Annotated in this window: 31 protein-coding genes; 28 read left to right on the top strand and 3 right to left on the bottom strand. The window is 66.3% G+C overall.

The genetic code is table 11. The annotated features are described in order from the left end of the window. Position 1 precedes the first annotated feature (1 nt). From rplX to E3T48_RS04395, 12 genes are all read left to right on the top strand, one after another. On the top strand, positions 2–361 hold the full coding sequence (gene rplX, locus E3T48_RS04450) for a 50S ribosomal protein L24 (RefSeq protein ID WP_134522636.1): 360 nt from the start codon (positions 2–4) through the stop codon (positions 359–361). After that, the gene (gene rplE, locus E3T48_RS04445) at positions 361–963 is read left to right on the top strand and encodes a 50S ribosomal protein L5 (RefSeq protein ID WP_134522635.1); all 603 of its coding nucleotides are present in this window, start codon (positions 361–363) and stop codon (positions 961–963) included. The genes rplX and rplE overlap by 1 nt, the downstream gene beginning before the upstream one ends. A gap of 117 nt (positions 964–1,080) precedes the next feature. Continuing rightward, positions 1,081–1,479, top strand: a complete 399-nt coding sequence (gene rpsH / locus E3T48_RS04440) for a 30S ribosomal protein S8 (protein WP_134363327.1) — start codon at positions 1,081–1,083, stop codon at positions 1,477–1,479. A gap of 6 nt (positions 1,480–1,485) precedes the next feature. Beyond that, entirely contained in the window at positions 1,486–2,022 is a 537-nt protein-coding gene (rplF, locus tag E3T48_RS04435) for a 50S ribosomal protein L6 (protein ID WP_134522634.1), read from the top strand. A 2-nt stretch (positions 2,023–2,024) separates the two neighbouring features. Continuing rightward, the gene (gene rplR, locus E3T48_RS04430; RefSeq protein ID WP_134508213.1) at positions 2,025–2,396 is read left to right on the top strand and encodes a 50S ribosomal protein L18; all 372 of its coding nucleotides are present in this window, start codon (positions 2,025–2,027) and stop codon (positions 2,394–2,396) included. A gap of 35 nt (positions 2,397–2,431) precedes the next feature. Next, positions 2,432–3,103, top strand: coding sequence for a 30S ribosomal protein S5 (rpsE, locus tag E3T48_RS04425; protein ID WP_134365623.1), 672 nt, complete (start codon positions 2,432–2,434; stop codon positions 3,101–3,103). After that, entirely contained in the window at positions 3,103–3,285 is a 183-nt protein-coding gene (gene rpmD / locus E3T48_RS04420; protein WP_174774564.1) for a 50S ribosomal protein L30, read from the top strand. Before rpsE ends, rpmD begins: the two co-directional genes overlap by 1 nt. Next, a complete protein-coding gene (gene rplO, locus E3T48_RS04415) occupies positions 3,285–3,848 on the top strand; it encodes a 50S ribosomal protein L15 (protein WP_134522633.1) in 564 nt (187 codons plus the stop codon). The genes rpmD and rplO overlap by 1 nt, the downstream gene beginning before the upstream one ends. Positions 3,849–3,946: 98 nt before the next feature. Beyond that, entirely contained in the window at positions 3,947–5,269 is a 1,323-nt protein-coding gene (gene secY, locus E3T48_RS04410) for a preprotein translocase subunit SecY (RefSeq protein ID WP_134522632.1), read from the top strand. Continuing rightward, on the top strand, positions 5,266–5,850 hold the full coding sequence (locus E3T48_RS04405; RefSeq protein ID WP_134522631.1) for an adenylate kinase: 585 nt from the start codon (positions 5,266–5,268) through the stop codon (positions 5,848–5,850). The genes secY and E3T48_RS04405 overlap by 4 nt, the downstream gene beginning before the upstream one ends. Positions 5,851–5,917: 67 nt before the next feature. Continuing rightward, positions 5,918–6,748 carry a type I methionyl aminopeptidase gene (gene map / locus E3T48_RS04400; protein WP_134522630.1) on the top strand — a complete coding sequence of 277 codons (831 nt, stop codon included), beginning with the start codon at positions 5,918–5,920 and terminating at the stop codon, positions 6,746–6,748. Positions 6,749–6,886: 138 nt separating this feature from the next. After that, complete coding sequence (locus tag E3T48_RS04395; protein WP_134522629.1) at positions 6,887–7,216, top strand: PTS sugar transporter subunit IIB; 330 nt, start codon at positions 6,887–6,889, stop codon at positions 7,214–7,216. A gap of 23 nt (positions 7,217–7,239) precedes the next feature. Here the strand turns inward: E3T48_RS04395 and E3T48_RS04390 are convergent, their stop codons facing one another. Beyond that, on the bottom strand, positions 7,240–9,153 hold the full coding sequence (locus E3T48_RS04390; protein WP_241986651.1) for a BglG family transcription antiterminator: 1,914 nt from the start codon (positions 9,151–9,153) through the stop codon (positions 7,240–7,242). 150 nt (positions 9,154–9,303) lie between these two features. On the opposite strand from E3T48_RS04390, the gene E3T48_RS04385 reads away from it, so the two are divergent. From E3T48_RS04385 to rplQ, 11 genes are all read left to right on the top strand, one after another. Beyond that, complete coding sequence (locus E3T48_RS04385; protein WP_134522627.1) at positions 9,304–9,609, top strand: PTS sugar transporter subunit IIB; 306 nt, start codon at positions 9,304–9,306, stop codon at positions 9,607–9,609. 62 nt (positions 9,610–9,671) lie between these two features. Next, positions 9,672–9,944, top strand: a complete 273-nt coding sequence (locus E3T48_RS04380) for an HPr family phosphocarrier protein (RefSeq protein ID WP_134522626.1) — start codon at positions 9,672–9,674, stop codon at positions 9,942–9,944. Positions 9,945–9,996: 52 nt separating this feature from the next. Next, entirely contained in the window at positions 9,997–11,487 is a 1,491-nt protein-coding gene (locus tag E3T48_RS04375; protein WP_134522625.1) for a PTS mannitol transporter subunit IIBC, read from the top strand. Then, the gene (locus tag E3T48_RS04370; protein ID WP_134522624.1) at positions 11,484–11,924 is read left to right on the top strand and encodes a PTS mannitol transporter subunit IIA; all 441 of its coding nucleotides are present in this window, start codon (positions 11,484–11,486) and stop codon (positions 11,922–11,924) included. The genes E3T48_RS04375 and E3T48_RS04370 overlap by 4 nt, the downstream gene beginning before the upstream one ends. Further along, a complete protein-coding gene (locus tag E3T48_RS04365) occupies positions 11,921–13,072 on the top strand; it encodes a mannitol-1-phosphate 5-dehydrogenase (RefSeq protein ID WP_134522623.1) in 1,152 nt (383 codons plus the stop codon). The genes E3T48_RS04370 and E3T48_RS04365 overlap by 4 nt, the downstream gene beginning before the upstream one ends. A 185-nt stretch (positions 13,073–13,257) precedes the next feature. After that, complete coding sequence (gene infA, locus E3T48_RS04360) at positions 13,258–13,479, top strand: translation initiation factor IF-1 (protein WP_022883252.1); 222 nt, start codon at positions 13,258–13,260, stop codon at positions 13,477–13,479. 66 nt (positions 13,480–13,545) lie between these two features. Continuing rightward, entirely contained in the window at positions 13,546–13,659 is a 114-nt protein-coding gene (gene rpmJ, locus E3T48_RS04355) for a 50S ribosomal protein L36 (RefSeq protein WP_035834639.1), read from the top strand. A 215-nt stretch (positions 13,660–13,874) separates the two neighbouring features. After that, positions 13,875–14,249, top strand: a complete 375-nt coding sequence (gene rpsM / locus E3T48_RS04350) for a 30S ribosomal protein S13 (RefSeq protein WP_134363338.1) — start codon at positions 13,875–13,877, stop codon at positions 14,247–14,249. A 44-nt stretch (positions 14,250–14,293) separates the two neighbouring features. Next, positions 14,294–14,692 (top strand): 30S ribosomal protein S11, encoded by a 399-nt coding sequence (rpsK, locus tag E3T48_RS04345; protein ID WP_055821293.1) that lies wholly within the window; start codon positions 14,294–14,296, stop codon positions 14,690–14,692. Between the two features lie 217 nt (positions 14,693–14,909). Then, the gene (locus tag E3T48_RS04340) at positions 14,910–15,899 is read left to right on the top strand and encodes a DNA-directed RNA polymerase subunit alpha (RefSeq protein WP_134365630.1); all 990 of its coding nucleotides are present in this window, start codon (positions 14,910–14,912) and stop codon (positions 15,897–15,899) included. A 47-nt stretch (positions 15,900–15,946) separates the two neighbouring features. Then, on the top strand, positions 15,947–16,459 hold the full coding sequence (rplQ, locus tag E3T48_RS04335; protein WP_134522622.1) for a 50S ribosomal protein L17: 513 nt from the start codon (positions 15,947–15,949) through the stop codon (positions 16,457–16,459). A gap of 83 nt (positions 16,460–16,542) precedes the next feature. Here rplQ and E3T48_RS04330 read toward each other — a convergent pair whose 3' ends face one another. Further along, positions 16,543–18,399: an acyltransferase family protein gene (locus E3T48_RS04330; protein ID WP_241986650.1), complete on the bottom strand. Its 1,857-nt coding sequence runs from the start codon at positions 18,397–18,399 to the stop codon at positions 16,543–16,545. A 190-nt stretch (positions 18,400–18,589) separates the two neighbouring features. Between E3T48_RS04330 and E3T48_RS04325 the strand changes: the two genes are divergently transcribed. From E3T48_RS04325 to glmM, 4 genes are all read left to right on the top strand, one after another. After that, positions 18,590–19,423, top strand: a complete 834-nt coding sequence (locus E3T48_RS04325) for a tRNA pseudouridine synthase A (protein WP_134522665.1) — start codon at positions 18,590–18,592, stop codon at positions 19,421–19,423. A gap of 185 nt (positions 19,424–19,608) precedes the next feature. Beyond that, complete coding sequence (gene rplM, locus E3T48_RS04320; RefSeq protein ID WP_134522620.1) at positions 19,609–20,055, top strand: 50S ribosomal protein L13; 447 nt, start codon at positions 19,609–19,611, stop codon at positions 20,053–20,055. Between the two features lie 48 nt (positions 20,056–20,103). Beyond that, positions 20,104–20,589: a 30S ribosomal protein S9 gene (gene rpsI / locus E3T48_RS04315; protein WP_134522619.1), complete on the top strand. Its 486-nt coding sequence runs from the start codon at positions 20,104–20,106 to the stop codon at positions 20,587–20,589. 20 nt (positions 20,590–20,609) lie between these two features. After that, complete coding sequence (glmM, locus tag E3T48_RS04310) at positions 20,610–21,971, top strand: phosphoglucosamine mutase (RefSeq protein ID WP_134522618.1); 1,362 nt, start codon at positions 20,610–20,612, stop codon at positions 21,969–21,971. Between the two features lie 200 nt (positions 21,972–22,171). Here glmM and coaA read toward each other — a convergent pair whose 3' ends face one another. After that, the gene (gene coaA, locus E3T48_RS04305) at positions 22,172–23,128 is read right to left on the bottom strand and encodes a type I pantothenate kinase (RefSeq protein ID WP_134522617.1); all 957 of its coding nucleotides are present in this window, start codon (positions 23,126–23,128) and stop codon (positions 22,172–22,174) included. A gap of 33 nt (positions 23,129–23,161) precedes the next feature. On the opposite strand from coaA, the gene glmS reads away from it, so the two are divergent. Further along, complete coding sequence (gene glmS / locus E3T48_RS04300; RefSeq protein ID WP_134522616.1) at positions 23,162–25,012, top strand: glutamine--fructose-6-phosphate transaminase (isomerizing); 1,851 nt, start codon at positions 23,162–23,164, stop codon at positions 25,010–25,012. The last annotated feature ends 29 nt before the right edge of the window (positions 25,013–25,041 follow it).

Genomic DNA, 25,041 nt, shown 5'->3' with positions numbered 1-25,041 from the left:
CATGGCCAGACTCAAAAAGGGTGACCTCGTTCAGGTCATCACCGGCCGCACCCAGGCCCGCGGCGGCGACCGTGGCAAGCAGGGCAAGGTCATCGCCGTGCTCGTGGAGAAGAACCGGGTCCTCGTCGAGGGCATCAACTTCGTCACGAAGCACGTTCGCGTTGGCCAGACCCAGCGCGGCACCAAGACCGGCGGCATCGAGACCATGGAGGCGCCGATTCACGTGTCCAACGTGGCCATCGTCGACCCGGAGACCAAGAAGCCGACTCGCGTCGGCGTCCGCCTCGAAGACGTGACGAAGGACGGGGTCACCAAGACCGTCCGCATCCGTTACGCCAAGAAGTCAGGGAAGGACCTCTGATGACCGACACTGCAGTAGCAGCGGCCGAAGCAGCCGTCCCGGCAGTCCTGCCGCGCCTGAAGCAGAAGTACCGCGATGAGATCACCGCCCAGCTCACCAAGGACCTCGGCTTCACCAACGTCCACCAGGTTCCGAACCTGGTCAAGATCGTTGTCAACATGGGTGTCGGCGAGGCAGCTCGCGACGGCAAGATCATGGATGGCGCTGTCGCCGACCTCACCAAGATCACCGGCCAGAAGCCGCAGGTCACCAAGGCACGCAAGTCGATCGCGCAGTTCAAACTGCGTGAAGGACAGCCCATCGGCACGCACGTCACACTTCGTGGCGACCGCATGTGGGAGTTCCTCGACCGGCTGCTCAGCCTCGCGCTTCCCCGCATCCGTGACTTCCGCGGCCTGTCGGACAAGCAGTTCGACGGCAGCGGCAACTACACCTTCGGTCTCACCGAGCAGGTCATGTTCCACGAGATCGACCAGGACCGGATCGACCGTATCCGCGGTATGGATATCACGGTCGTGACGACGGCCAGGAACAACGAAGAAGGACGTGCGCTGCTCAAGGCGCTGGGCTTCCCGTTCAAGACGGCCGAAAACACCAAGTAGGGTAGCTTCGGCTCCTTGTAGTACACCCCGGGGGCTGGACAACCGTCCAGCCCCACAACGACCAAGGTCGTCACCCGTGTAACGGATGAACGAAACCAGGCGAGAAAGGCACCAAAAATGACAATGACAGATCCGGTCGCAGACATGCTGACCAGACTGCGCAACGCTAACTCGGCGTTCCACGACACCGTGTCCATGCCGCACAGCAAGCTCAAGGCGAACATCGCAGACATCCTCAAGGCCCAGGGTTACATCTCGGCTTGGGACGTCAAGGATGCAGAGGTCGGCAAGACCCTCACGCTCAACCTCAAGTTCGGTCCGAACCGCGAGCGTTCCATCGTGGGCATCAAGCGGGTTTCCAAGCCCGGCCTGCGCGTGTACGCGAAGTCGACCGAAATCCCCACCGTTCTCGGTGGCCTCGGCGTTGCCATCCTGTCCACCTCCAGCGGTCTGCTCACCGACCGCCAGGCCGAGAAGAAGGGCGTAGGCGGAGAAGTTCTCGCCTACGTGTGGTAGCCGACGATGTCACGTATCGGAAGACTCCCCATCCCGATCCCCGCGGATGTCACGGTAGCCACTGAGGGCCGCCTCGTCAGCGTCAAGGGTCCGAAGGGCGAGCTCGCGCTCACCGTCGCCAACCCGATCGAGGTCAAGATCGAGGACGGCCACGTTGTCGTCACTCGCCCGGACGACGAGCGCGCTTCGCGTTCGCTGCACGGACTGACCCGCACGCTGATCGCCAACCAGATCATCGGGGTGACCACGGGCTACACCAAGTCCCTCGAGATCGTCGGTACCGGTTACCGCGTCGCCCAGAAGGGCAGCTCGGTCGAGTTCGCCCTCGGCTTCTCGCACCCGGTCCTCGTCGACCCGCCCGCCGGAATCACCCTGACCGTGGAGAGCGTCAACCGCCTCACGGTCGGTGGCATCGACAAGCAGGCCGTCGGCGAGGTCGCCGCCAATATCCGTAAGATTCGCAAGCCAGAGCCCTACAAGGGCAAGGGTGTGCGTTACGCCGGCGAGATTGTTCGCCGCAAGGCCGGAAAGAGTGGTAAATAACCATGGGTCTCGGAACTAGAGGTAAGAGCAAGGCTGCTGCCCGCGGACGCAGGCACACACGTCTTCGCAAGAAGATCGAAGGGACCGCGCTTCGGCCGCGTCTCGTCGTGACCCGTTCGGCTCGCCACGTGTTCGTGCAGGTTGTCGACGACAGCAAGGGCTTCACCCTTGCTTCGGCGTCCACGCTCGAAGACGGTCTGCGCACCTTCGATGGTGACAAGACCGCCAAGGCCCGCAAGGTCGGCGAACTCGTCGCCGAGCGCGCGAAGGCCGCCGGTATCGAAGCCGTCGTATTTGACCGTGGAGGCAGTAAGTACGCGGGACGCGTCGCTGCCATCGCCGAGGGAGCTCGAGAGGGTGGATTGAACCTGTGAGCACTGAAACTGCAAGCACAGCAACAAAGGAGAACGTGGTGGCCGCTGAGGCACCCGTCGAAACTGCTGCGTCAACGACGCCCCCGCAGAACGAGCCTCGTGAGGCTCGTCGTGGTGGCCGTGAGCGCAACCCCAACAAGGACCGCGGCAGCCGCGATGCCGACAAGAGCCAGTTCCTGGAGCGCGTCGTCACCATCAACCGCGTGTCCAAGGTCGTCAAGGGTGGTCGTCGCTTCAGCTTCACCGCCCTCGTCGTCGTCGGAGACGGCAACGGACTGGTCGGAGTCGGCTACGGCAAGGCACGCGAAGTGCCCACCGCCATCTCCAAGGGCGTCGAGGAAGCGAAGAAGAACTTCTTCCGCGTGCCCCGCGTTGGCCTGACCATCCCGCACCCCGTCCAGGGTGAGGCCGCTGCAGGCGTCGTCCTGCTCCGTCCGGCCGCAGCAGGTACCGGCGTTATCGCCGGTGGCCCGGTGCGCGCCGTACTCGAATGCGCCGGCATCCACGACGTGCTGAGCAAGTCGCTCGGCTCGTCGAACACCATCAACATCGTCCACGCCACCGTCGAGGCCCTGCACCAGCTCGAAGAGCCGCGTGCGGTTGCGGCTCGCCGTGGCCTCGCGTACGAAGACGTTGCTCCGGCACGCTTCCTGCGTGCCGACGCCGCAGCGGCAGCAGCCGCGGCGGCAGCAAAGGCAGGTGCCTGATGGCTCGCCTCAAAGTGACACAGATCAAGTCCAAAATTAGTGAGAAGCAGAACCAGCGCGACACGCTTCGCAGCCTGGGTCTCAAGCGCATTGGCGCTGTCGTGATCCGCGAGGACAACTCGCAGAACCGCGGCTATGTCAACACCGTTGCTCACCTCGTGAAGGTCGAGGAGATTGACTAATGGCTGACGAGAAGGAAGCTGTCAAGAAGACAGCAGCCAAGCCCGCCACTGAAAAGAAGGCGGTAGCCCCCAAAAAGGCTGCTGCCGCCAAGGTCGCCGTCAAGGCCGCTCCTGCTGAGAAGCGCGAGCAGGTCCTGAAGGTGCACCACCTTCGTCCCGCCGCCGGCGCCAAGAAGTCGCGCCAGCGCGTCGGACGTGGTGAAGGATCCAAGGGTAAGACCGCGGGTCGTGGCACCAAGGGCACGAAGGCACGCTACAACGTGCGCGTCGGGTTCGAGGGTGGGCAGATGCCTCTGCACATGCGCACCCCGAAGCTGCGCGGGTTCAAGAACCCGTTCCGGGTCGAGTACCAGGTTGTCAACCTGGAGAAGCTCGCCGAGCTCTACCCGAACGGCGGCGATGTAACCATCGCCGACCTGGTCGCCAAGGGCGCGGTTCGCGACAACGAGAAGGTCAAGGTTCTCGGCAACGGTGACATTGCCGTTAAGCTGAACATTGCGGTGGACAAGGTCTCCGGCTCAGCAGAGCAGAAGATCGTCGCTGCAGGTGGCTCAATCAAGTAAGTCCGTAGACGCTGAACGAGCTTGTCGAGGCCACCAATCGAAATCTTTCGATGCTGGTCTCGACAAGCTCGTTTTTCACGTTATCAACTGGAGGCATTGTGTTCAGCGCCATTGCGCGGATATTCCGCACGCCCGACCTTCGCAAGAAGATCGGGTTCAGCCTGGGGATCGTTGCCCTGTTCCGCCTGGGCTCATTCATCCCGGCGCCCTTCGTGGACTTCGGCAACGTGCAGGCGTGTCTTGCCGCGAATCAGGGAACCAGCGGCCTCTACGAGCTCGTCAACCTGTTCAGCGGCGGCGCACTGCTGCAGTTGTCGGTCTTCGCGTTGGGCATCATGCCGTACATCACGGCCTCGATCATCGTGCAGCTGCTGCGCGTGGTCATCCCACACTTTGAAACCCTCTACAAGGAGGGTGCGTCCGGTCAGAGCACCCTGACCCAGTACACGCGCTACCTCACCATCGCCCTCGGCATCCTCCAGTCGACGACGCTGATCACGGTGGCCCGCAGCGGTGCCCTCTTCGGCACGTCCGCCAGCTCCGAATGCTCGCAGCTGATCACCAACGACGCCTGGTACGCCATCATGCTCATGGTCATCACCATGACCGCCGGCACCGGCGTGATCATGTGGATGGGCGAACTCGTCACCGAGCGTGGCATCGGCAACGGCATGTCCCTGCTGATCTTCACGTCGATCGCAGCGCTGTTCCCGAACTCGCTCGGGTCGATCGGCCAGCAGAAGGGCATCGACGTGCTGCTGATCGTGATCGCGGTCGGACTGCTCGTGGTGGCCGCCGTGGTCTTCGTCGAGCAGTCGCAGCGGCGCATCCCCGTGCAATACGCCAAACGGATGGTCGGACGTCGCACCTACGGCGGGAACAACACCTACATCCCGATCAAGGTGAACATGGCCGGCGTCGTTCCCGTCATCTTCGCGTCGTCGCTGCTCTACCTGCCCGCCCTGATCGCCCAGTTCAACCAGCCCTCGGCCGGACAAACACCGGCGGCCTGGGTGACATGGGTGTCGAACAACCTGACCGGCGGCGACCAGCCGCTGTACATGGCGATGTACTTCCTGCTGATCGTCGGCTTCACCTACTTCTACGTCGCGATCACCTTCAATCCCGAAGAGGTCGCCGACAACATGAAGAAGTACGGCGGCTTCATCCCCGGCATCCGAGCGGGTCGCCCGACGGCCGAGTACCTCGACTTCGTGCTCACCCGCGTGACCCTCCCCGGTGCGCTCTACCTGGGTCTGATCGCGCTCCTGCCCCTGGTTGCCTTCTCGACCATCGGCGCCGACCAGAACTTCCCGTTCGGTGGCGCCAGCATCCTGATCGTCGTCGGCGTCGGTCTCGAAACGGTCAAGCAGATCGACTCGCAACTTCAGCAGCGCCACTACGAGGGGCTCCTCCGATGACGCGTCTGCTCGTGATCGGCCCGCCCGGGGCAGGCAAGGGCACCCAGGCCGAACGGATGGCCGCCGCCTTCGGAATTCCCGCCGTGTCCACCGGGGACATGTTCCGTGCCAACGTGAAGGGCAAGACCGCGCTCGGCATCCAGGTGCAGGAGTTCATCGACGCAGGCAAGTACGTGCCCGACTCCGTCACCAACGCGATCGTCGGCGACCGCTTGCACCAGGCCGACGCCGCGGCGGGTTTCCTGCTGGACGGGTACCCGCGCACGCTTGACCAGGTGCAGGAGCTGGACCGGCTGCTCGAGGCTGACGGGACCCAGCTCGACGCGGTGGTGCAGATCGTCGCCGACACCGACGAGGTCGTCGCCCGCCTACTCAAGCGCGCCGCCGAGCAGGGCCGGGCGGATGACACGGCCGAGGTCATCCGGCACCGCCTGGACGTCTACGCGGAGCAGACCGCCCCGCTGATCGACATCTACGGCAGCCGCGGCATCGTGGTAACGGTCGACGGCCTCGGTGCCGTCGACGAGGTCACCGCGCGCATCCTCGACGCCCTGGCAGAGCGCGACATCCACACCGTCTGAGCCGCAGACCCGAGCGCAGGCCGGCCGCAATTCACGCATCACAATCAGCAATGCAGGGATCGACACCATGAGCCTTCGACGTTCCATCTACAAGTCGCCGGCGCAGATGCGACTCATGCTCGCACCGGGCCTGGCGACGGCCGCGTCGCTCGATGCGGCCCGCGCCGCGATCCGCGCCGGGGCGACCACGCTGGAGATCGACGTCGCCGCGGAGGACGCCATCCTGGCGCTGGGGGGACAGCCGAACTTCAAACTCGAGCAGGGCTACCACCACACGGTGTGCGCGTCCGTGAACGACGACGTCGTGCACGGCATCCCCGGGAGACGCATCCTCGCCGCCGGTGACCTCGTGTCGATCGACAGCGGCGCCATCCTCGACGGTTGGAACGGCGACGCGGCCTTCAGCTTCGTCATTCCCGACCCGACCCGACCCGAGCTCGTGGCGGAGCGCCAGAAGCTGTCGGCCGTGACCGAGCAGTCCCTCTGGCACGGCATCGCCCGGCTTGCGGTCGCGCGCCACCTGAACGAGGTCGGCGAAGCCATCGAGGACTATGTCGAAGCCCAGGGCCAGTACGGGATCCTGACCGACTACGTCGGCCACGGCATCGGCCGGTCCATGCACGAGGCCCCTCCGGTGTTCAACTACCGGGTGCGGCAGAAGGGGCCGGACGTCAAGCCGGGCCTGGTCGTCGCGATCGAGCCCATGGTCGTGCTGGGTTCGATTGAGACGTACGTGCGTGACGACGACTGGACGGTCGCGACCAGCGACGGCCTGGCCGCCGCGCACTGGGAGCACAGCGTCGCCGTGCACAAGGACGGAATTTGGGTGCTCACCGCGGAAGACGGCGGCGCCGCCGGCCTGGCGCCCCTGGGCATCATCCCGATGCCCATCCAGTAGACCGGGCACCTCCCGCGAAGCCCCGCAGGTCCCACTCTCGAGAATGGGTGCAGGGCCGGCACCCGTTTGGTGGCAGCGCCGCGCCGGAAGCGAGAGGATTGAGGTGGGTACAACCCGCCGAGAGAAAAGAGCACGTCAATGAAGATCCTCGTCGTCTGCGGTGCCGGAGCCTCCAGCGCCTTCGTGGCCCACCGCGTCCGCCACACGGCGACCGAGCGCGGCCTCGACGTGTCAGTGCACGCGGGAAGCGAATCCGACCTCCCCGGCTCGCTCGGGCCGATCGATGTGCTGCTCGTCGGCCCGCACCTGGCGCCCCGCTACGAGAAGATCCGGTCGCAGGCGATCAAGGCTGGCGTCGGCATCGCCCTCCTGCCGGACACGGTTTTCGCCTCTCAGAACGGCGACGAAGCCCTCGACGCGGCGATCTACGCCTTCAGGTCCCGTAGCTGGGTGGACGCCGCGGTCTGAGCCGCGGCCGGTCCTTCGGGCGGTTACTGATCCATCAGATGGACGAGCTCGTCGATGAAGGAAGCGAAGTCCACCGATCGTTTCACCAGCCGCTGCACGGCGGCCCGGTCTGAGAAGACCTCGACGAACTGGTCGAAGACGGCCTGGAAACTGCGGCGCCCTTCCTTGCTGAACGCCACCAGGGCCACCACGTTCACTCGGTTCTCACCCCAGTCCATCGGGGAGTCGTTGACGACGACGGCGATGGACGTGCGGTTGGCCGTCATCGACATCGAATGCGGCACGGCGAGATTATCGGTGAACGCCGTCGACGACATCAGCTCGCGCTCGATGGCGCCGTCGATGTAGTCCTGGCCGATGGTGCCCTGCATGAGCATCCGCTCGCCGAGGGCCCTGATCATGGCACTCTCGTCGGCGGCGTAGAAATTGTGCGAGAACAACGACTCGTCGAAGAACTGCAGCAGATCGTCCTTGAGGTGGGCGCGGCGACGCATCCGGCGGATGCGGCTGGCGGCCTTTCGGACCCGTTCGATGTCGCCCTCGGTGAGGAACGGCTGGATCACGATGACGCCCTCGGAGGGCACCGCCGGGTCGATGGTGGTGAGCACGAGGTCCGCATCGATCCCGACCCATTCGACATCACTGCGGGTGATCACCGAGACCACTTCGAGCTCGTCGCCCAGCACCCGTTCGATGCGCTCCCGCAGCAGCACGTGCATGTCGTAGTAGTTCGGGCAGACCAGGGCGCAGCTCACCAGGTCCTCGCGGCGGGACTGCTGCTGAAGGTGCGCCCCGACGTGCATGGCGATGTACGCGATCTCGTCGTCGTTGATGACGATGTTCTCCTGGCGCTGGAGGGAGCTGGCGATGTACACCGCCAGCTCGTAGATCATCGGGTAGCTCGTCTTGATCGACCGGGTGAGCGGGTTGTGTGAGTACGAGCGGTCCTGCGCGCGGTTGATCAGGTTGCGAACGTGCAGGGTCAGGCGAACGATGAAGTTCTCCTCGACCAGGTCGACCAGGAACTCCTCGCCGGCCTGGCCCACGATCCGGCGCACCGATTCGAGGTCTTCCGTGCGCACGAAGCTTTCGATCAGCACCGCGGCCGGCTGGTCCTGGCCGGGCGTGATCACCCTGGTCTTCAGGAGCAGGGCCAGGTAGTCGAGGTCCCCGCTGCCCAGTTCCACCTGGAAATGTCGCGTGACCAGGGCGGAGAGGGCCAGGGTCATGTCGTCGGGCGGGCCGCTGGGGGCGCTGGCGAACACGGGGGCGGTGCGCCTGGTCACCCGGTCGATCGCGATGGCAACGTGCAACAGCACGTCGTTGGTGCCGTACTCGTTGACGAAGTAGCCCTGGGAGTCGAGCATCGCGATCAGGTCGGTCTTGAACGCCCCCAGGCTCTCGGACGCGAATTCCTTCTGGATCGCCTCGAGTTCGAGCAGTCCGCGGGAGCTCTCCTCCCGGAACATCCGGCTGAGAAGGCGGCGGCGATCGGTCTCGGAGCCCTTGAGGGTGACCACGCTGCCGTGGCGGCTGAGGGTGAGCCCGGTGTCCGGAAGCAACTGCCTGACCTTGGCCAGGTCGGCATCGACGGTGGAGTCGCTGACGAAGAGCTCCTCGGACAGGTCGTAGACGTCGAGCCCGGCCTCCGCCTCGGTGAGCCGCCGCACGAGGGCGTACAGCCGGTTCCGCGGGGTCTCCGGTTCGGAGTACGTGCGGCGCGCTGCCCGGTGGGCGGCGTAGGCCTCCAGGTCGAGCCGGTAGCCGGCGGCGCCCGATTCGACGACCTCCAGCGGATGCGCGGCCGCCTTCAGCGTCGTGATGTAGCTGCGAACGGTGCGAGGGGTGACGCCCAGGAGGTCGGCAAGCTCGCCGGCGGTGACCCAGGCCGGCGTCTGGGACAGGTAGTCCAGCATCCGTGTCTGTTTATCGCTCATTGCACACAGCTCCATCAATCCGCTTGTAGTCAACCACGCCTGACCCGATCGGACCGCTCAGACCCGTTTCCGGGGGTGCGGAAAGGGATGTGGTGGCCCGATTCGGACGATCTGGCAAGACTGGGTTCAGCGCTACTGGAAGGTGAATCGATGAGGATTTTGGTTGTCTGCGGTGCCGGTGCGTCCAGCACGTTCGTGGCCCTCCGGATACGCCAGACCGCTGCCGCCCGCGGCCTCGACCTGGACGTGTCGGCGGGCAGCGAGTCGGACCTGCCGGACGCCCTCGACGGCGTCGACGTGCTCCTGGTCGGGCCGCACCTTGCTCCCCGCTTCGACGAGTTCACGGCCCAGGCCGAACGGGCGGGCGCCGGCTGCTCGCTGCTCCCGGCCACGATCTTCGCCGCACGGGACGGAAACGAGGCGCTGGATGCGGCGCTCCACGCTCTGACCGGCTGACCACCCCCTGACTCCACCGAGACCGAGGGAGAACGAAATTGCACGAGAAAGGAAACACGCCGATGGCTGAACGCACCGTTCTGATCGGATCGACCCACGGGCTGCACGCCCGCCCGGCGAGGCTGTTCACGCAGGCGGCCTCCGATTCCGGCCTCGAGGTCACGCTGGCCGCCAACGGCGGCACGGTCGTGGACGCGGCAAGCATCCTCGGAGTCATCTCGCTCGGCATCAACTTCGGTGACGCGGTCACCCTGACCGCCGAGGGAGCCGATGCCGACCTCGTGCTCGCCTCCCTCGCCGCCCTGCTCACCACGGACCACGACGCCCAGGCGTGATCCGAATGCACACAATCCCCGCACAATCACAACCGAAACGAAAGGCAGAAAAATGACGACGACGTCAACCGGGACAGAGAACAAGAGCGGGGGAGCCCGCGTGCACGTTCAGCGTTTCGGCACCTTCCTCAGCGGAATGATCATGCCCAACATCGCGGCGTTCATCGCGTGGGGCCTCATCACCGCGTTCTTCATTCCCACCGGCTGGACCCCGAACGAAACCGTCGCCAAGATGGTCGGCCCGATGATCGTGTACCTGCTCCCGCTGCTCATCGCCAACACCGGTGGCCGGATGGTCTACGGCATCCGCGGCGGCGTCATCGCCACGATCGCCACCATGGGTGTCATCGTCGGCAGCGAGATCCCGATGTTCATCGGCGCCATGCTCGTGGGCCCGCTGTCCGCGTACCTGCTCAAGAAGCTCGATAGCCTGTGGGCCGGCAAGATCAAGCCCGGCTTCGAGATGCTCGTCGACAACTTCTCCGCCGGCATCCTCGGCGGCATCCTTGCGCTCGGAGCATTCTTCGGAATCGCGCCCGTCGTGACCGCCTTCAGCTCCGTGCTGGAGACCGGCGTCAACTGGCTCGTCTCGAACAACCTGCTGCCGCTGGCGAGCATCCTGGTCGAGCCCGGCAAGGTGCTGTTCCTCAACAACGCCATCAACCACGGCGTGTTCACGCCGATCGGCGTTCAGCAGGTCTCGGAATCCGGCAAGTCGCTGCTCTTCCTGATCGAGGCGAACCCCGGCCCCGGCCTCGGCATCCTGCTCGCCTATTCGTTCTTCGGTCTCGGCCTTGCCCGGGCGAGCGCGCCCGGCGCGATCATCATTCACTTCCTCGGCGGCATCCACGAGATCTACTTCCCGTATGTGCTGATGAAGCCGATCCTCATCCTCGCGGCCATCGGCGGCGGCATGACCGGCGTGGCGACCAACGTGGCCTTCCAGACCGGCCTGCGCGCTCCTGCCTCACCCGGCAGCATCTTCGCGGTTCTCATCCAGACCGCGTCGGACAGCTACGTCGGCGTGATCCTCTCCGTGATCCTCTCCGCAACGGTGTCGTTCCTGATCGCCGCGGTCATCCTGCGGTCCAGCCGCAAGCGCGACATCGCCAACGGCCTCGACGGCGACCTCACCGGGGCCGTCGCGAAGACCGAGGCCATGAAAGGCAAGTCCAGCAGCGTCCTCGGCGGCCTCGCCGGAGCGGGAGCCGGAGCGGGAACCGCCGCGGCCGACAACCGCCCCCTCAAGAACATCGTCTTCGCCTGCGACGCCGGCATGGGCTCGAGTGCCATGGGTGCATCCGTGCTCCGCAACAAGATCAAGAAGGCCGGGCTCGAGGGCATCACCGTGGTCAACCAGGCCATCGCGAACCTCGACGGCACGGCCGACCTGGTCATCACGCACCAGGACCTGACCGCCCGCGCGAAGGCCAAGTCGCCGGACTCGATCTTCGTCTCGGTGGACAACTTCATGAACAGCCCGAAATACGACGAGGTCGTCACCCTGCTGCAGAGCAGAGCGGCGGAGGAAGCAACACGATGACTCAGAACATCCTGGAACGCGGGAACGTGGTGGCCGCCGGCACGGCCACCACGAAGCAGGAGGCGATCCGCGAGGCTGGCACCCTGCTCGTGGCGGCCGGCGCCGTGACGAGCGCCTACGTCGACTCGATGTTCGACCGGGAGGCGAGCGTGTCGACCTACATGGGCAACTTCCTCGCCATCCCGCACGGCACGAACGAGGCCAAGGAATCGATCATCCGGTCATCCCTGTCGCTGGTGCGCTATCCCGACCCGATCGATTGGGACGGGCAGCCCGTGCGGTTCGCCGTCGGCATCGCCGGCCTCAACAATGAGCACCTCGGGATCCTCTCGAAAATCGCCGTCGTCTTCTCCGACGAGGACGAGGTGCAGAAACTGATCGATGCGGCAACGGCCGAGGACATCTTCACGCTCCTCGAGGAGGTCAACGCAGAATGAAAGCCATCCACTTCGGCGCAGGCAGCATCGGCCGCGGATTCGTCGGTCTCCTTCTCCACGATGCCGGATACGAGGTTGTCTTCGCCGATGTGGATGCTTCCCTGATCGAGGCCTTGCAGGCCGCCACGAGCTACACCGTCCACGAGGCAGGGGAGACGTCGACCGACCGCGTGGTCGACGACTTCCGCGCCATCAACAGCCGCGCCGAGGAAGAGAGGCTGATCGAAGAAATCGCGACGGCCGACATCGTCACGACCGCTGTCGGGCCGACGGTGCTCCCGTTCGTGGCGCCGGTGATCCTCGCCGGCCTGAAACGGAGGGCGGCGGGGCTCGCGCCGCTCGCCGTGATGGCCTGCGAGAACGCGATCAACGCCACCGACGTGCTCGCCGGGCACGTCTGGAAGGACGTGTCCGCCGAGGAACGGGAGTCCCTCGCCCGGAAGGCCGCCTTCGCCAACACCGCGGTCGACCGAATCGTGCCCGGCCAGGCGGCCGGCTCGGGCATCGACGTCACCGTCGAGGCCTTCTACGAGTGGGTGATCGAGCGCGGCGCCTTCGGCGACTCCGCGCCGGTCATCCCCGGTGCGACCTTCGTCGACAACCTTGCGCCCTACATCGAGCGCAAGCTGTTCACCGTGAACACCGGACACGCCACGGTGGCCTACCTCGGCTCGTTGGCGGGAGTTTCCCGGATCTCCGACGCCCTCGCGGTGCCGGAGGTCCGGGAGGGGGCCCGCCGCGTGCTCGAGGAGACCTCCGCTCTGCTCGTGGCCAAGCATGGCCTCGACGAGGCGGCGCAGCGTGCCTACCGGGAGAAGATCCTGGTGCGCTTCGCCAACCCCGCACTGCCGGACACGGCCCGGCGGGTGGGGCGCCAGCCGATGCGCAAGCTCAGCCGCTACGAACGGTTCATCGGGCCGGCGGCGGAGATCGCCGAGCACGGCACGCGCCCGACGGCTCTGCTCGTGGCGATCGGCGCCGCCCTGCGGTTCGACGTGCCCGACGACGAACAGAGCGTCGAACTGCAACGGATGCTGCGCTCCGAGACCCCGGAGGCGTTCGCCGGGCAGGTCTGCGGTCTCGACCCCGCGCATCCGCTCTTCGCCGACGTGGTGCAGGTCGTCAGCGCGGCCCAGGACCGGCTGTAAGACACAGGCTGTAGTGCACAATCCCGGCGACGGCGTCGGAACTCCGAGGATTATAGGCGTGAATTGGCAAATCGCAACTTCATACCATAGAGTAAATCCTTGGTGTCTGATGCCGTCGCTTTCGGCGTGTCAAGGCGCCACAATCCACGCACGACCAGCAATCAATACCCTAGCGATAGTGAGTTATGGCAAAAAAAGACGGTGTCATCGAAATCGAGGGCGCAGTAGTCGAAGCTCTTCCCAACGCGATGTTTCGTGTTGAGCTGACCAACGGCCACAAGGTTCTTGCCCACATTTCGGGCAAGATGCGTCAGCACTACATCCGCATCCTTCCTGAGGACCGCGTGATCGTGGAGCTGAGCCCGTACGACCTGACTCGCGGCCGGATCGTCTACCGCTACAAGTAAGCATTGCTGTAAGTAACGGCCCGAGGCGTTCCTGGGGTACGAAGACAGCGAATACAAGGACACACAATGAAGGTCAAGCCCAGCGTCAAGAAGATCTGCGACAAGTGCAAGGTCATCCGCCGTAATGGCAACGTGATGGTCATCTGCGAGAACCCGCGTCACAAGCAGCGTCAGGGCTGATCTCGGCAAGCTCGATCACCGCAGTGGTGCTCGATCACCGCAGTGGTGCTCGATCACCGCAGTGGTGCTCGAGCCCCGTCTCGGATGTCGAGCCTGTCGAGACACAACTCAACAGTAAATAGCAATGCCGGGAACCCTCCGGGGCGACACCATCGGTTGGAGGCCGATGAACAGGCACTGCTACAGACCTCCACTCATATACAGGAGAAGCCACAATGGCACGTCTAGCCGGCGTTGATATTCCTCGCGATAAGCGCGTGGAAGTTGCACTGACTTACATCTTTGGTGTTGGCCGTACGAGGGCACTCAAGACCCTCGCCGACACTGAAATCGATGGAAACATCCGAGTCAAGGATTTGAGTGACGACCAGCTCGTCGCCCTCCGTGACTACATCGAAGGAACCTTCAAGGTTGAGGGTGACCTCCGCCGTGAGGTTGCCGCTGACATCCGCCGCAAGGTCGAGATCGGCAGCTACGAGGGCATCCGCCACCGCAAGGGCCTGCCCGTTCGCGGCCAGCGCACCAAGACCAACGCTCGCACCCGCAAGGGCCCGAAGCGCACCGTAGCCGGCAAGAAGAAGGCGCGCTAGGCCTCGGCCCGGCCCGTCTCGCCCTCAGGATTCAGGAGAAATTCATGGCAGCACCAAAGTCGGCCGTTCGGAAGCCGCGCAAGAAAGAAAAGAAGAACATCGCTGTGGGCCAGGCCCACATCAAGAGCACGTTCAACAACACCATCGTCTCGATCACTGACACCACCGGTGCGGTCATCAGCTGGGCGTCCTCAGGTGGAGTTGGCTTCAAGGGTTCGCGCAAGTCGACCCCGTTCGCCGCACAGCTGGCAGCCGAGTCGGCCGCCCGCCAGGCGCAGGAGCACGGCATGAAGAAGGTAGACGTCTTCGTCAAGGGCCCCGGCTCCGGACGCGAGACGGCGATCCGTTCGCTTCAGGCCGCCGGCCTCGAGGTGGGCTCGATCAACGACGTCACGCCTCAGGCTCACAACGGATGCCGTCCGCCCAAGCGTCGCCGCGTCTAACTTCCTCGCGGTGATCGAGCTTGTCGAGATCTCGACAGGCTCGATCTCCGCTCGACAGGCTCGATCTCCGCTCGACAGGCTCGATCTCCGCTCGACAGGCTCGATCTCCGTCACGTTCGGCAGCGACAGACTCGGTAGTCGAGCCTGTCGAGACACACCCTCAACACCTCGCCACGCAAGTGTCATATAGCGGACACTTAGCCGAAAGGAATCAATAGTGCTTATCGCACAGCGCCCCACGCTCACCGAAGAGAACATTTCGGAGTTCCGATCCAGGTTCGTCATCGAACCTCTTGAGCCTGGTTTCGGTTACACCCTCGGCAACTCGATGCGCCGCACCCTGCTGTCCTCGATCCCCGGAGCCGCTGTCACCAGCATCCGGATCGACGGTGTGCTGCACGAGTTCAGCACCGTTCCCGGTGTCAAGGAAGATGTCACCGAGATCATCCTGAACATCAAGGGTCTCGTCATCTCCAGCGAGCACGACGAGCCGATCACCGCGTACCTGCGCAAGCAGGGTGCCGGCCAGGTCACCGCCGCTGACATCTCGGCTCCGGCCGGGGTCGAGGTTCACAACCCCGAGCTCGTCATCGCCACGTTGAACGACAAGGCGAAGTTCGAACTCGAACTGACCATCGAGCGTGGCCGTGGCTATGTGTCGGCCACCCAGAACCGCAACGAGTACTCGGAAGCCGGCCAGATCCCGGTCGACTCGATCTACTCGCCCGTGCTCAAGGTGACCTACCGCGTCGAGGCAACTCGTGCCGGTGAGCGCACCGACTTCGACCGCCTCGTCGTTGACGTGGAGACCAAGTCGGCGATTTCGCCTCGCGACGCCATCGCATCCGCCGGTCGCACGCTGACCGAGCTGTTCGGTCTGGCCCGCGAACTGAACACCGCCGCTGAGGGCATCGAAATCGGCCCCGCGCCGGTCGACGCCGTGCTGTCGACCGAACTGTCGATTCCGATCGAAGACCTCGATCTGTCGGTTCGTTCGTACAACTGCCTCAAGCGTGAAGGCATCAACAACGTCAGCGAACTGGTCGCCCTCTCGGAGACCCAGCTGATGAACATCCGCAACTTCGGCCAGAAGTCGGTGGATGAGGTCAAGGACAAGCTCGTAGAGCTCGGCCTGTCACTCAAGGACTCGGTGCCCGGATTCGACGGCGCCCACTTCTACAGCGGCTACGACGAAGAAACCATCTAAAGCAGTCACTCAGACTGACTTTCGACTTTTGATACTGGAGATTACCAATGCCTACGCCCACTAAGGGAGCCCGCCTCGGCGGCGGACCGGCCCACGAGCGCCTGATGCTCGCCAACCTGGCCGCGTCCCTGTTCACCCACAAGTCGATCAAGACGACCGAGACCCGTGCCAAGCGCCTGCGTCCGGTCGCCGAGCGACTGATCACGTTCGCGAAGAAGGGCGACCTGCACGCCCGTCGTCGCGTTCTCGCCACCATCGGCGACAAGACCGTCGTGCACGAGCTCTTCACCGAGATCGCGCCGCAGGTTGCCCTTCGCGAGGGCGGCTACACCCGCATCACGAAGCTCGGCTTCCGCAAGGGTGACAACGCCTCGATGGTCCAGATGGAGCTCGTCCTCGAGCCGCTGACCCCGAAGGTCAAGAAGTCCTCCTCCGCCAAGGCCGCGAAGCCTGTCGCTGAAGACGCAGCACCGGTCGAGGTCGTTGAAGCCGACGCAGCACCGGTCGAGGTCGTTGAAGCCGACGCCGCTGCCCCGGCCGACGCCGAGGAAGCCAAGTAAGCACGAGTCCCACGCTTACCCGAAAGGGGTCCGACTTCGGTCGGGCCCCTTTTTCCATGCCGGACGCCCCATGCGCGGGCGGGCTACTCGTCGAGGCGGTAGACGTCGAGCGGGCCGCGTGGGGGGTGGGTGCCAAGGAGCTGGATCGCCGACGAGATGGTGTCGGCGTAGATCTGGCCGCCGGTCGGGCCCGGGTGGATGTTGTCCTCGGCCAGCACGTCGGAGCGCGGCGCGATAGCGTCGTGCCAGTTGGCCAGCTCCACCAGCGGATACCGGGCGGAGAAGTCGGCCAGGGCCGCGTTGACGCCGGAAGTCCAGTCGCGCTCGGCGAAGGCGTTGACCATGATCAACTGCCGATGCGGGCCGACGACGCTCCGGATGGCGGCGAGCTCGTCCTCGTCGATCGGGCCGTTCGTGCCGAGGCCGACGACGACGACCGACCGCAGGGTCCCGGCCTGGTCCAGGGCGGCCAGAATCCCGGGGGCCGAGCGCATTCCCCGGTTCACCGCGGCATCGATCGAGATCCCCGGGAAGCTGCTCTGCAACTCGGGGGCGGACGCCAGCATCACCGAGTCGCCGATCGCGGTGATCATGCTGCCGCCAGGCAGCGGCCGGTGACTGGACGCGTCCGCACGCCTGGCTGCCACCGCGGCGGCGGCGGCCTCCACGGCCCGCTGCCCGCGATCGATCTCCTGCTGGGCGCTGGTCTCGCCAGGCGCGGTGACCAGCGCCGAGGTCGTTCCGCCGACGACGAGTAGCACGGCGACCGCGCCCAGGGAGAGGAGCACCCGGCGGGATATCGAGCCGGCCGCTGCGGCTTCCAGTCGACGGATGCCGGCCGGCACGCCGTACGCCCGCACCGGTCGTTCCAGCCAGCGGTACGACGTCGCGGCGGCAATCAGGGTCAGCGCCCCGGCAAGGATGCCCGCGGCGAGGCCGACCGGCGCCCCGGCCAGCCCGTCCGCCCCGCCCGCCGCGGGCCACGCCACCCGCACGAGCACGAGCACGGGCCAGTGCCAGAGATAGATTCCGTATGACCGCTCGCCGAGGTATCGCAGCGGCGCCACGTCCAGGGACGGGCCGAACCGGTCGCCGCGGACGGCGGCCCAGATGACGATCGCGCTGAGCAGGCCGACCGCGACCAGTCCGCCACGGTAGGTGACCGCCCCGGTGGCGGGCAGCGCCCACGCCGCTGCGAGGAGCCCGGCGAAGGCGGCCAGTCCCAGCCACGGCCGGGAACGGCCGAGCACCGCCCGGAGCCGGGGGAGCTCCGTCTCCCGCCCGCCGGCGGCCAGCAGGAGCGCCAGTGCGGCGCCCGCGAACAGGCCGAAGCTGTGCGTGTCCGAGCCGTAGTACACCCGGGTCGGGTCGCTCCCCGGGTGGTACAGGACGCCCATCCACAGCCCTGCGGCCACAGCGAGGCCGCCGACAAGGGCCACCCGAAGCCGGGGGCTGCGAATCAGCAGCACGGCGAGGAGCGCAACCGGCCAGACCAGGTAGAACTGCTCCTCCACCGCGAGCGACCACAGGTTGCGGAACAGCTCGGGCTGGGCGGTATCGAAGTAGCTCGTCGATCCCGCGATCGACACCCAGTTGTAGCCGAAGGTCGCCGCGCCGAGCACCTGCCAGCCGAGCCCGACCAGCACGTCTCCGCCGATGAGCCACGCGGCGGTGCACGCCACCAGGACCAGAGGGATCAGCGGCGGCACGAGGCGCAATGCCCGGCGCTGCCAGAACCGCCCGAGGGCGAACCTGCCCGTGCGCCGGTGTTCGGCGAGCAGGAGGCGGGTGATCAGAAACCCGCTGATCACGAAGAAGACGTCGACGCCGACAAAGCCGCCGGGCAACGCGGCCGGGAAGAAGTGGTACACAACGACCAGGGTGACCGCGATGCCGCGCAGCCCGTCGAGCCCGGCCAGGCGCTTCGGTGCGGGAGCCACGGACTCCGGGCGAGCGACTGTGGGGCTGCGGCGACGGGGATTCATAGCAAGAACGGACACTGTCCGGGTTCAACGATAACCCGGCGCGGCCCATACACTTACCTCCGTGATTCTTCCCCCGGCAGCCGACGAGACCCTCCCGCCGGAAACCACCCGGATCAGGCTCGATATCGCCTACGACGGCACCGGAATGTCCGGGTGGGCCACCCAGCCCGGCCTGCGCACCGTGCAGGGCCAGATCGAGGCCGGCCTCGCCGGCATCCTGCACAGCCACCCGCCGACCCCGGTCCTCACCGTCGCCGGGAGAACGGATGCCGGTGTGCACGCGGCCGGGCAGGTGGCGCACTTCGACCTGAACGCCGAGCAGGCGGACAGCCTCGTGCGCGTCACCCGCGGCAAGGGGCGCCCGCCGACGCCGCTGGCGGTCATGGTGCAGCGGCGACTGAGCGGCATCCTCGTCACCCAGCCCGAGATCGTTCTCAAGTCCTCCACGATCGCCCCGCCCGGATTCGACGCGCGCTTCTCGCCCTTGTGGCGTCGCTACGAGTACCGGATCGCGGATTCCGTGGTCGGCCACGACCCGCTGCAACGGTTCCGCACGACCTGGCACGGCTTCCGGCTCGATCTGGACAGGATGGCGGAGGCCGCGGCGACGCTGATCGGCCTCCACGATTTCGCCACCTATTGCAAGCCGCGGCCGGGCGCCACCACGATCCGCACCCTGCAGGAGTTCCACTGGAGGCGGGACCCGGATGGCGTGCTCGTCGCATCCGTGCAGGCCGACGCCTTCTGCCACAGCATGGTGCGGGCGTTGGTCGGCGCCTGCGTCGCCGTGGGTGAGGGTCGCCTGGCCGGCGGCCGCCTGGTCGACCTCCGGATCGAGCGAGCCAGGACCAGCGAGTTCAAGGTGATGCCGCCCCAGGGTCTGACGCTGATGGAGGTCGCCTACCCCGCCGACGAACTGCTCGCGGCACGGGCGCGGGAAACCCGGGCGCGCCGCGAACTCATCGACGACACGGAATAGACGCTCGCCGTCACCGCCGGGGAATTGCGCTCGGGGGCTGAGGACACTAACATAGACCTTTGGTGTCTGTGCGTTGCAGCCAGGCACACGAACGTGAGCCCTCCATCGATCGTGTTCCCAGATTTGGAACACACCCGGAGCGGGATTCACGAACACCTCCGTTCGAACAAGAAAGCAGCTCACTAGTGACGCGCACTTACACTCCCAAGGCAAGCGAAGTCCAGCACGACTGGGTCGTCATCGACGCCACAGACATCGTTCTCGGTCGTCTTGCCAGCCACGCCGCCGTTCTCCTCCGTGGAAAGCACAAGGCAACGTTCTCTCCCCACATGGACATGGGCGATTTCGTCATCATCATCAACGCCGAGAAGATCGCCCTCACCGGCAAGAAGCTCGACCTGAAGATGGCGTACCGCCACTCCGGTTACCCGGGCGGCCTCACGGCCACCAACTACTCGGAGATGCTCGAGAAGCACCCGACCCGTGCGGTTGAGAAGGCCATCCGTGGCATGCTGCCGAAGAACACGCTCGGCCGTGCCCAGCTGGCCAAGCTGAAGGTCTATGCCGGTCCTGCGCACCCGCACGCTGCCCAGCAGCCGAAGCCGTACACCCTCTCCCAGGTCGCTCAGTAGCGCCGGCCACCAGACTTCTCGACTCTAAGAAAAAGGATTCACTACATCGTGGCGAAGATCGCAGACCAGATTGACCAGGCTCCGGAGAGCTACTCGACCGAGACTCCGGCCGAAACCGTAACCAAGGCGCCCCGCGCCATCCTCAACGTTCCCGGCGCAGCCGTCGGACGTCGCAAGCAGGCCATCGCCCGCGTGCGCATCGTTCCCGGCTCGGGCACCATCACGGTGAACGGCCGCGAATTCGGGGACTACTTCCCGAACAAGCTGCACCAGCAGCTGATCAACGACCCGTTCAAGGTGCTCGACCTTCTCGGCAGCTACGACGTCATCGCCCGCATCACCGGTGGCGGCCCGTCCGGCCAGGCCGGCGCCCTGCGTCTCGGCATCGCACGTTCGCTCAACCAGATCGACGAAGAGAACAACCGCGCCATCCTGAAGAAGGCCGGCTTCCTCAACCGTGACGCTCGCGTCAAGGAGCGCAAGAAGGCCGGTCTCAAGAAGGCCCGTAAGGCGCCTCAGTTCTCCAAGCGCTAAGTCGATAGTCGGTACCCCAGATGCCTCGACTGTTCGGTACCGACGGTGTTCGGGGCCTGGCCAACCGTGATCTCACGGCTGGCCTGGCCCTGTCACTCGCGCAGGCCAGTGCGGCGGTCCTCACCCAGGGACGTCGCGCCAGACTGCGCCTCGCGGAAGGCCGCCGCCCCGTGGCGGTCCTGGCCCGCGACCCCCGTATTTCCGGCGAGTTCATCTCCGCCGCCGTCGCCGCCGGACTGGCCAGCTCCGGCGTGGACGTTCTCGACGCCGGCGTCATCCCGACGCCCGCCGCCGCATTCCTGATCGCCGACATCGGCGCTGACTTCGGCGTGATGATCTCCGCCTCGCACAACCCCGCCCCCGACAACGGAATCAAGATATTCGCATTCGGGGGAACCAAGCTTCCCGACGACGTCGAGGACCGCATCGAGGAACACCTCGAGGGACCCAACCTCACGCCGATCGGCGGCGACGTCGGACGCATCCGTCGGTTCGCGGACGCCGAGGACCGCTACGTCGTGCACCTGCTCAGCACGCTGCCGAACCGCCTCGACGGCCTGCACGTCGTGCTCGACTGCGCCCACGGCGCCGCGGCCGGCGTCTCGCCGCAGGTGTTCACGGATGCCGGCGCGCGCCTGACCGTGATCGGCGCGGATCCCGACGGCCTCAACATCAACGACGGTGTCGGCTCGACCCATCTCGACAACCTCGCCGCAGCCGTACTCGCCGCCGGCGCCGACATCGGAATCGCCCATGACGGCGACGCCGACCGGTGCCTCGCGGTCGACCGCGACGGCAACATCGTCGACGGCGACCAGATCATGGCGATCCTCGCGGTCTCGATGGCCGAGCGGGGGGTGCTCAACGACCGCACCCTCGTCGCCACGGTGATGAGCAACCTCGGCCTGCGCAAGGCCATGGCGGCCAACGACATCCGCATGATCGAGACCAAGGTCGGCGACCGGTACGTGCTCGAGGCGCTCAACGAGCATGGCCTGTCCCTGGGCGGCGAACAGTCCGGCCACGTGATCATGACGAAGTTCGCCACGACCGGCGACGGCATCCTGACCGGACTGCACCTCGTCGCCGAGATGGCCCGCACCGGGAAGACACTGGCCGAGCTGGCGAGCGTGATGACGGTCTTCCCGCAGATCCTGGTGAACGTGCGCGGCGTCGACCACCACGCGCTGGGGCGCGACGATACGATCGCCTCCGCCGTGCTCGCTGCCGAGGCCGAACTCGGCGAGACCGGGCGTGTGCTTCTCCGCCCGTCCGGCACCGAACCGATGGTGCGCGTCATGGTCGAGGCCGCCGACCAGGCGACCGCTGACCGGTTGGCGCACGCACTGGCCGGCGTCGTGCGGGAGCGCCTCGCCGTCTGAGCGACCGTACGGTGGTCGAGCCGGTCGAGCCGGTCGAGACCCCGTGGTTTCGGCAGGCTCAACCCCCGAGTGCATGCCCGAACCCGCGCCGACGTCGACCTTTCCGGTCGAGACCGACCTGCAGACCGGTCGGGTTCGACCGGAAAGGTAGATCTCGGCGGGGTTGCCCGGGGTTGCCCGGGGCGTCCCGGGATACCGAGTCAGACCTTGCGCAGGAGCACCTTCGAGACGGCGTGGTTGGGGTCCTTGCGCAGCACGAGAGTGGCCCGCGACCGGGTCGGGCGGATGTTGTGGGTCAGGTTGGGCTCGTTGATCTCGGTCCAGATCGACCGGGCGCGGCTGCGCGCCTCAGCCTCGGTCAGGGTGGAGAAGCGGTGGAAGTACGACTTCGGGTTCGTGAAGGCGCCCCGCTGAAGCTTCAGGAAGCGCTCCTCGTACCATCGGGCGATGTCCTGTGTGCGGGCGTCGACGAACACGGTGAAGTCGAACAGGTCGCTGACCGAGAGCCCGTGGCCCGGCCCGGGCGGCTGGAGCACGTTGAGCCCTTCGACGATCAGGATGTCCGGCTGGCGAACCACGATCTGGGCGTCCGCGACGATGTCGTAGCTGAGGTGCGAGTAGAACGGGGCCCGCACCTCGGCGGCACCGCTCTTGACCGCGGAGACGAACCGGAGCAGGGCGCGCCGGTCGTACGATTCGGGGAAACCCTTGCGGTCCATCAGGCCTCGGCGGCCAAGCTCGGCGTTGGGGAACAGGAAACCGTCGGTGGTCACGAGTTCCACCCGGGGGGTGTCCTCCCACCGGGCGAGCAGCTCCCGCAGCAGGCGTGCGATGGTGGACTTGCCGACAGCGACGGATCCGGCAACGCCGATCACGAACGGCGTGCGCTGCGCCCGCTCGCCGAGGAAGTCGCTGGTCGCCCGGTGCAGTTGCCTGGCCCCCGCGGCGTAGAGGTTGAGCAGTCTGCTCAGGGGCAGGTAGACATCCGTCACCTCGCTGAGGTCGAGCGGTTCGCCGAGGCCACGCAACTGCACGATCTCCGTCTCCCGGAGGGGAAGCAGGGTCGTGGGGGCGAGGGCTGCCCAGTCGGCCCGGTCGAGTTCGACGAACGGAGTACCGTGGCCGTTTTTCCAGGGGCTCGTAACCGGATCGGACATTTCCCCAAGCTTAGTCCGACTAAAATCGGGTCCATGTGCGGAATTGTGGGATATGTCGGAGAAGATAAAAGCGTCGAGGTCCTGATGGGAGGGCTGCGCCGGCTGGAATACCGAGGGTACGACTCGGCGGGAATCGCCGTCATCGACGGCGACGGCGTGCTGAACACCGCCAAGCGCGCCGGCAAGCTCGCCGTGCTCGCCGGGGAGCTCGAAGCCCACCCGATCAACAACGGCCGCACCGGAATCGGCCACACCCGCTGGGCCACCCACGGCGCCCCGACCGACGTGAACGCACACCCGCACCTGGGCGACAACGGCAAGCTCGCGCTCATCCACAACGGCATCATCGAGAACTTCGCTGTGCTCAAGGACGAGCTCGTGGCCGAGGGCTTCGGCTTCGAGAGCGAGACCGACACCGAGGTCGCAGCCGTGCTGCTCGGCCGCGAATACCAGCGGGTCGGCGACCTCAGCACCGCGTTCCGCTCGGTCGTTTCCCGCCTCGACGGAGCCTTCACCCTCCTCGCCGTGCACCAGGACCAGCCTGGTGTCGTCGTGGGCGCCCGCCGCAACTCCCCACTCGTGATCGGCCTCGGCGACGGGGAGAACTTCCTCGGCTCCGACGTTGCCGCCTTCGTCGAGTACACGCGCCGGGCCGTGGCCGTCGGGCAGGACCAGATCGTGACGATCACCCCCGACCTGGTCACCGTCACCGATTTCGACGGCACCCCGGTCGAAGCCGAGGAGTTCGACATCGCCTGGGACGCGTCGGCGGCCGAAAAGGGCGGTTGGTCCAGCTTCATGGCCAAGGAGGTTTCCGAGCAGCCGGATGCCGTGGCCAACACCCTCCGCGGGCGTATCCACGAGGGCCAGGCCGTCGTGCCCGAGCTGACCGGCTTCGGAGATGACGTGCTCGCCGGCATCCGTCGGATCATCATCGTCGCCTGCGGCACCGCGGCCAACGCCGGCTACGTCGCCAAGTACGCGATCGAGAAGTGGACCAGGGTCCCCGTCGACGTGGAGCTCAGCCATGAGTTCCGTTACCGCGACCCGGTGCTCAACCCGGAGACCCTGATCATCTCGATCAGCCAGTCCGGCGAGACCATGGACACCCTGATGGCGGTCAAGTACGCCCGCGAGGGCGGCGCCAGGGCCATCTCCATCTGCAACACCCAGGGTGCCACGATCCCGCGCGAATCCGACGCCGTGATCTACACGCACGCCGGCCCGGAGGTCGCCGTCGCGTCGACCAAGGGCTTCACCGCCCAGATCGCCGCGCTCTACCTCTTCGGACTCCACCTGGCCCGCGTGCGCGGCAGCCTCACCGCCGCCGAATCCGCGGAACAGGTCATCGAGCTGCAGGCCATCCCCGAGAAGATCGCCACCACCCTGCTCCAGGAAGCCACCGTGCACGAGCTGGCCGGCTGGATGTCGGACACCCGGGCGGTGCTGTTCCTCGGCCGCCACGTCGGCTTCCCGATCGCGCTCGAGGGCGCGCTCAAGCTCAAGGAGCTCGCCTACATCCACGCGGAGGGTTTCGCCGCCGGAGAGCTCAAGCACGGCCCGATCGCCCTGATCGAGCCCGGCCAGCCGGTGTTCGTGATCGTGCCCAGCCCCCGTGGGTCGGCACACCTGCACCCCAAGGTCGTTTCCAACATCCAGGAAATCCGCGCCCGCGGTGCCCGGATCATCGCGATCGCAGAAGAGGGCGACGTGGCGGTGCTGCCCTACGCGGACACCGTCATCCGGATCCCGCTGGCCGCACCGCTGTTCGAGCCCTTCCTGGCCGTGGTCCCGTTGCAGATCTTCGCGATGGAGCTGGCCACCGTCAAGGGCCTCGACGTCGACCAGCCGCGCAACCTGGCGAAGTCCGTCACGGTCGAATAGCGGTCGTCGGGATCGGGATGGGCGAGGTC

The sequence above is a fragment of the Cryobacterium fucosi genome, from assembly GCF_004403515.1.
Taxonomy (GTDB): domain Bacteria; phylum Actinomycetota; class Actinomycetes; order Actinomycetales; family Microbacteriaceae; genus Cryobacterium; species Cryobacterium fucosi.
Note: the sequence above shows the minus strand (reverse complement) of the source record. Positions and strands in the feature narration are given on the sequence as shown.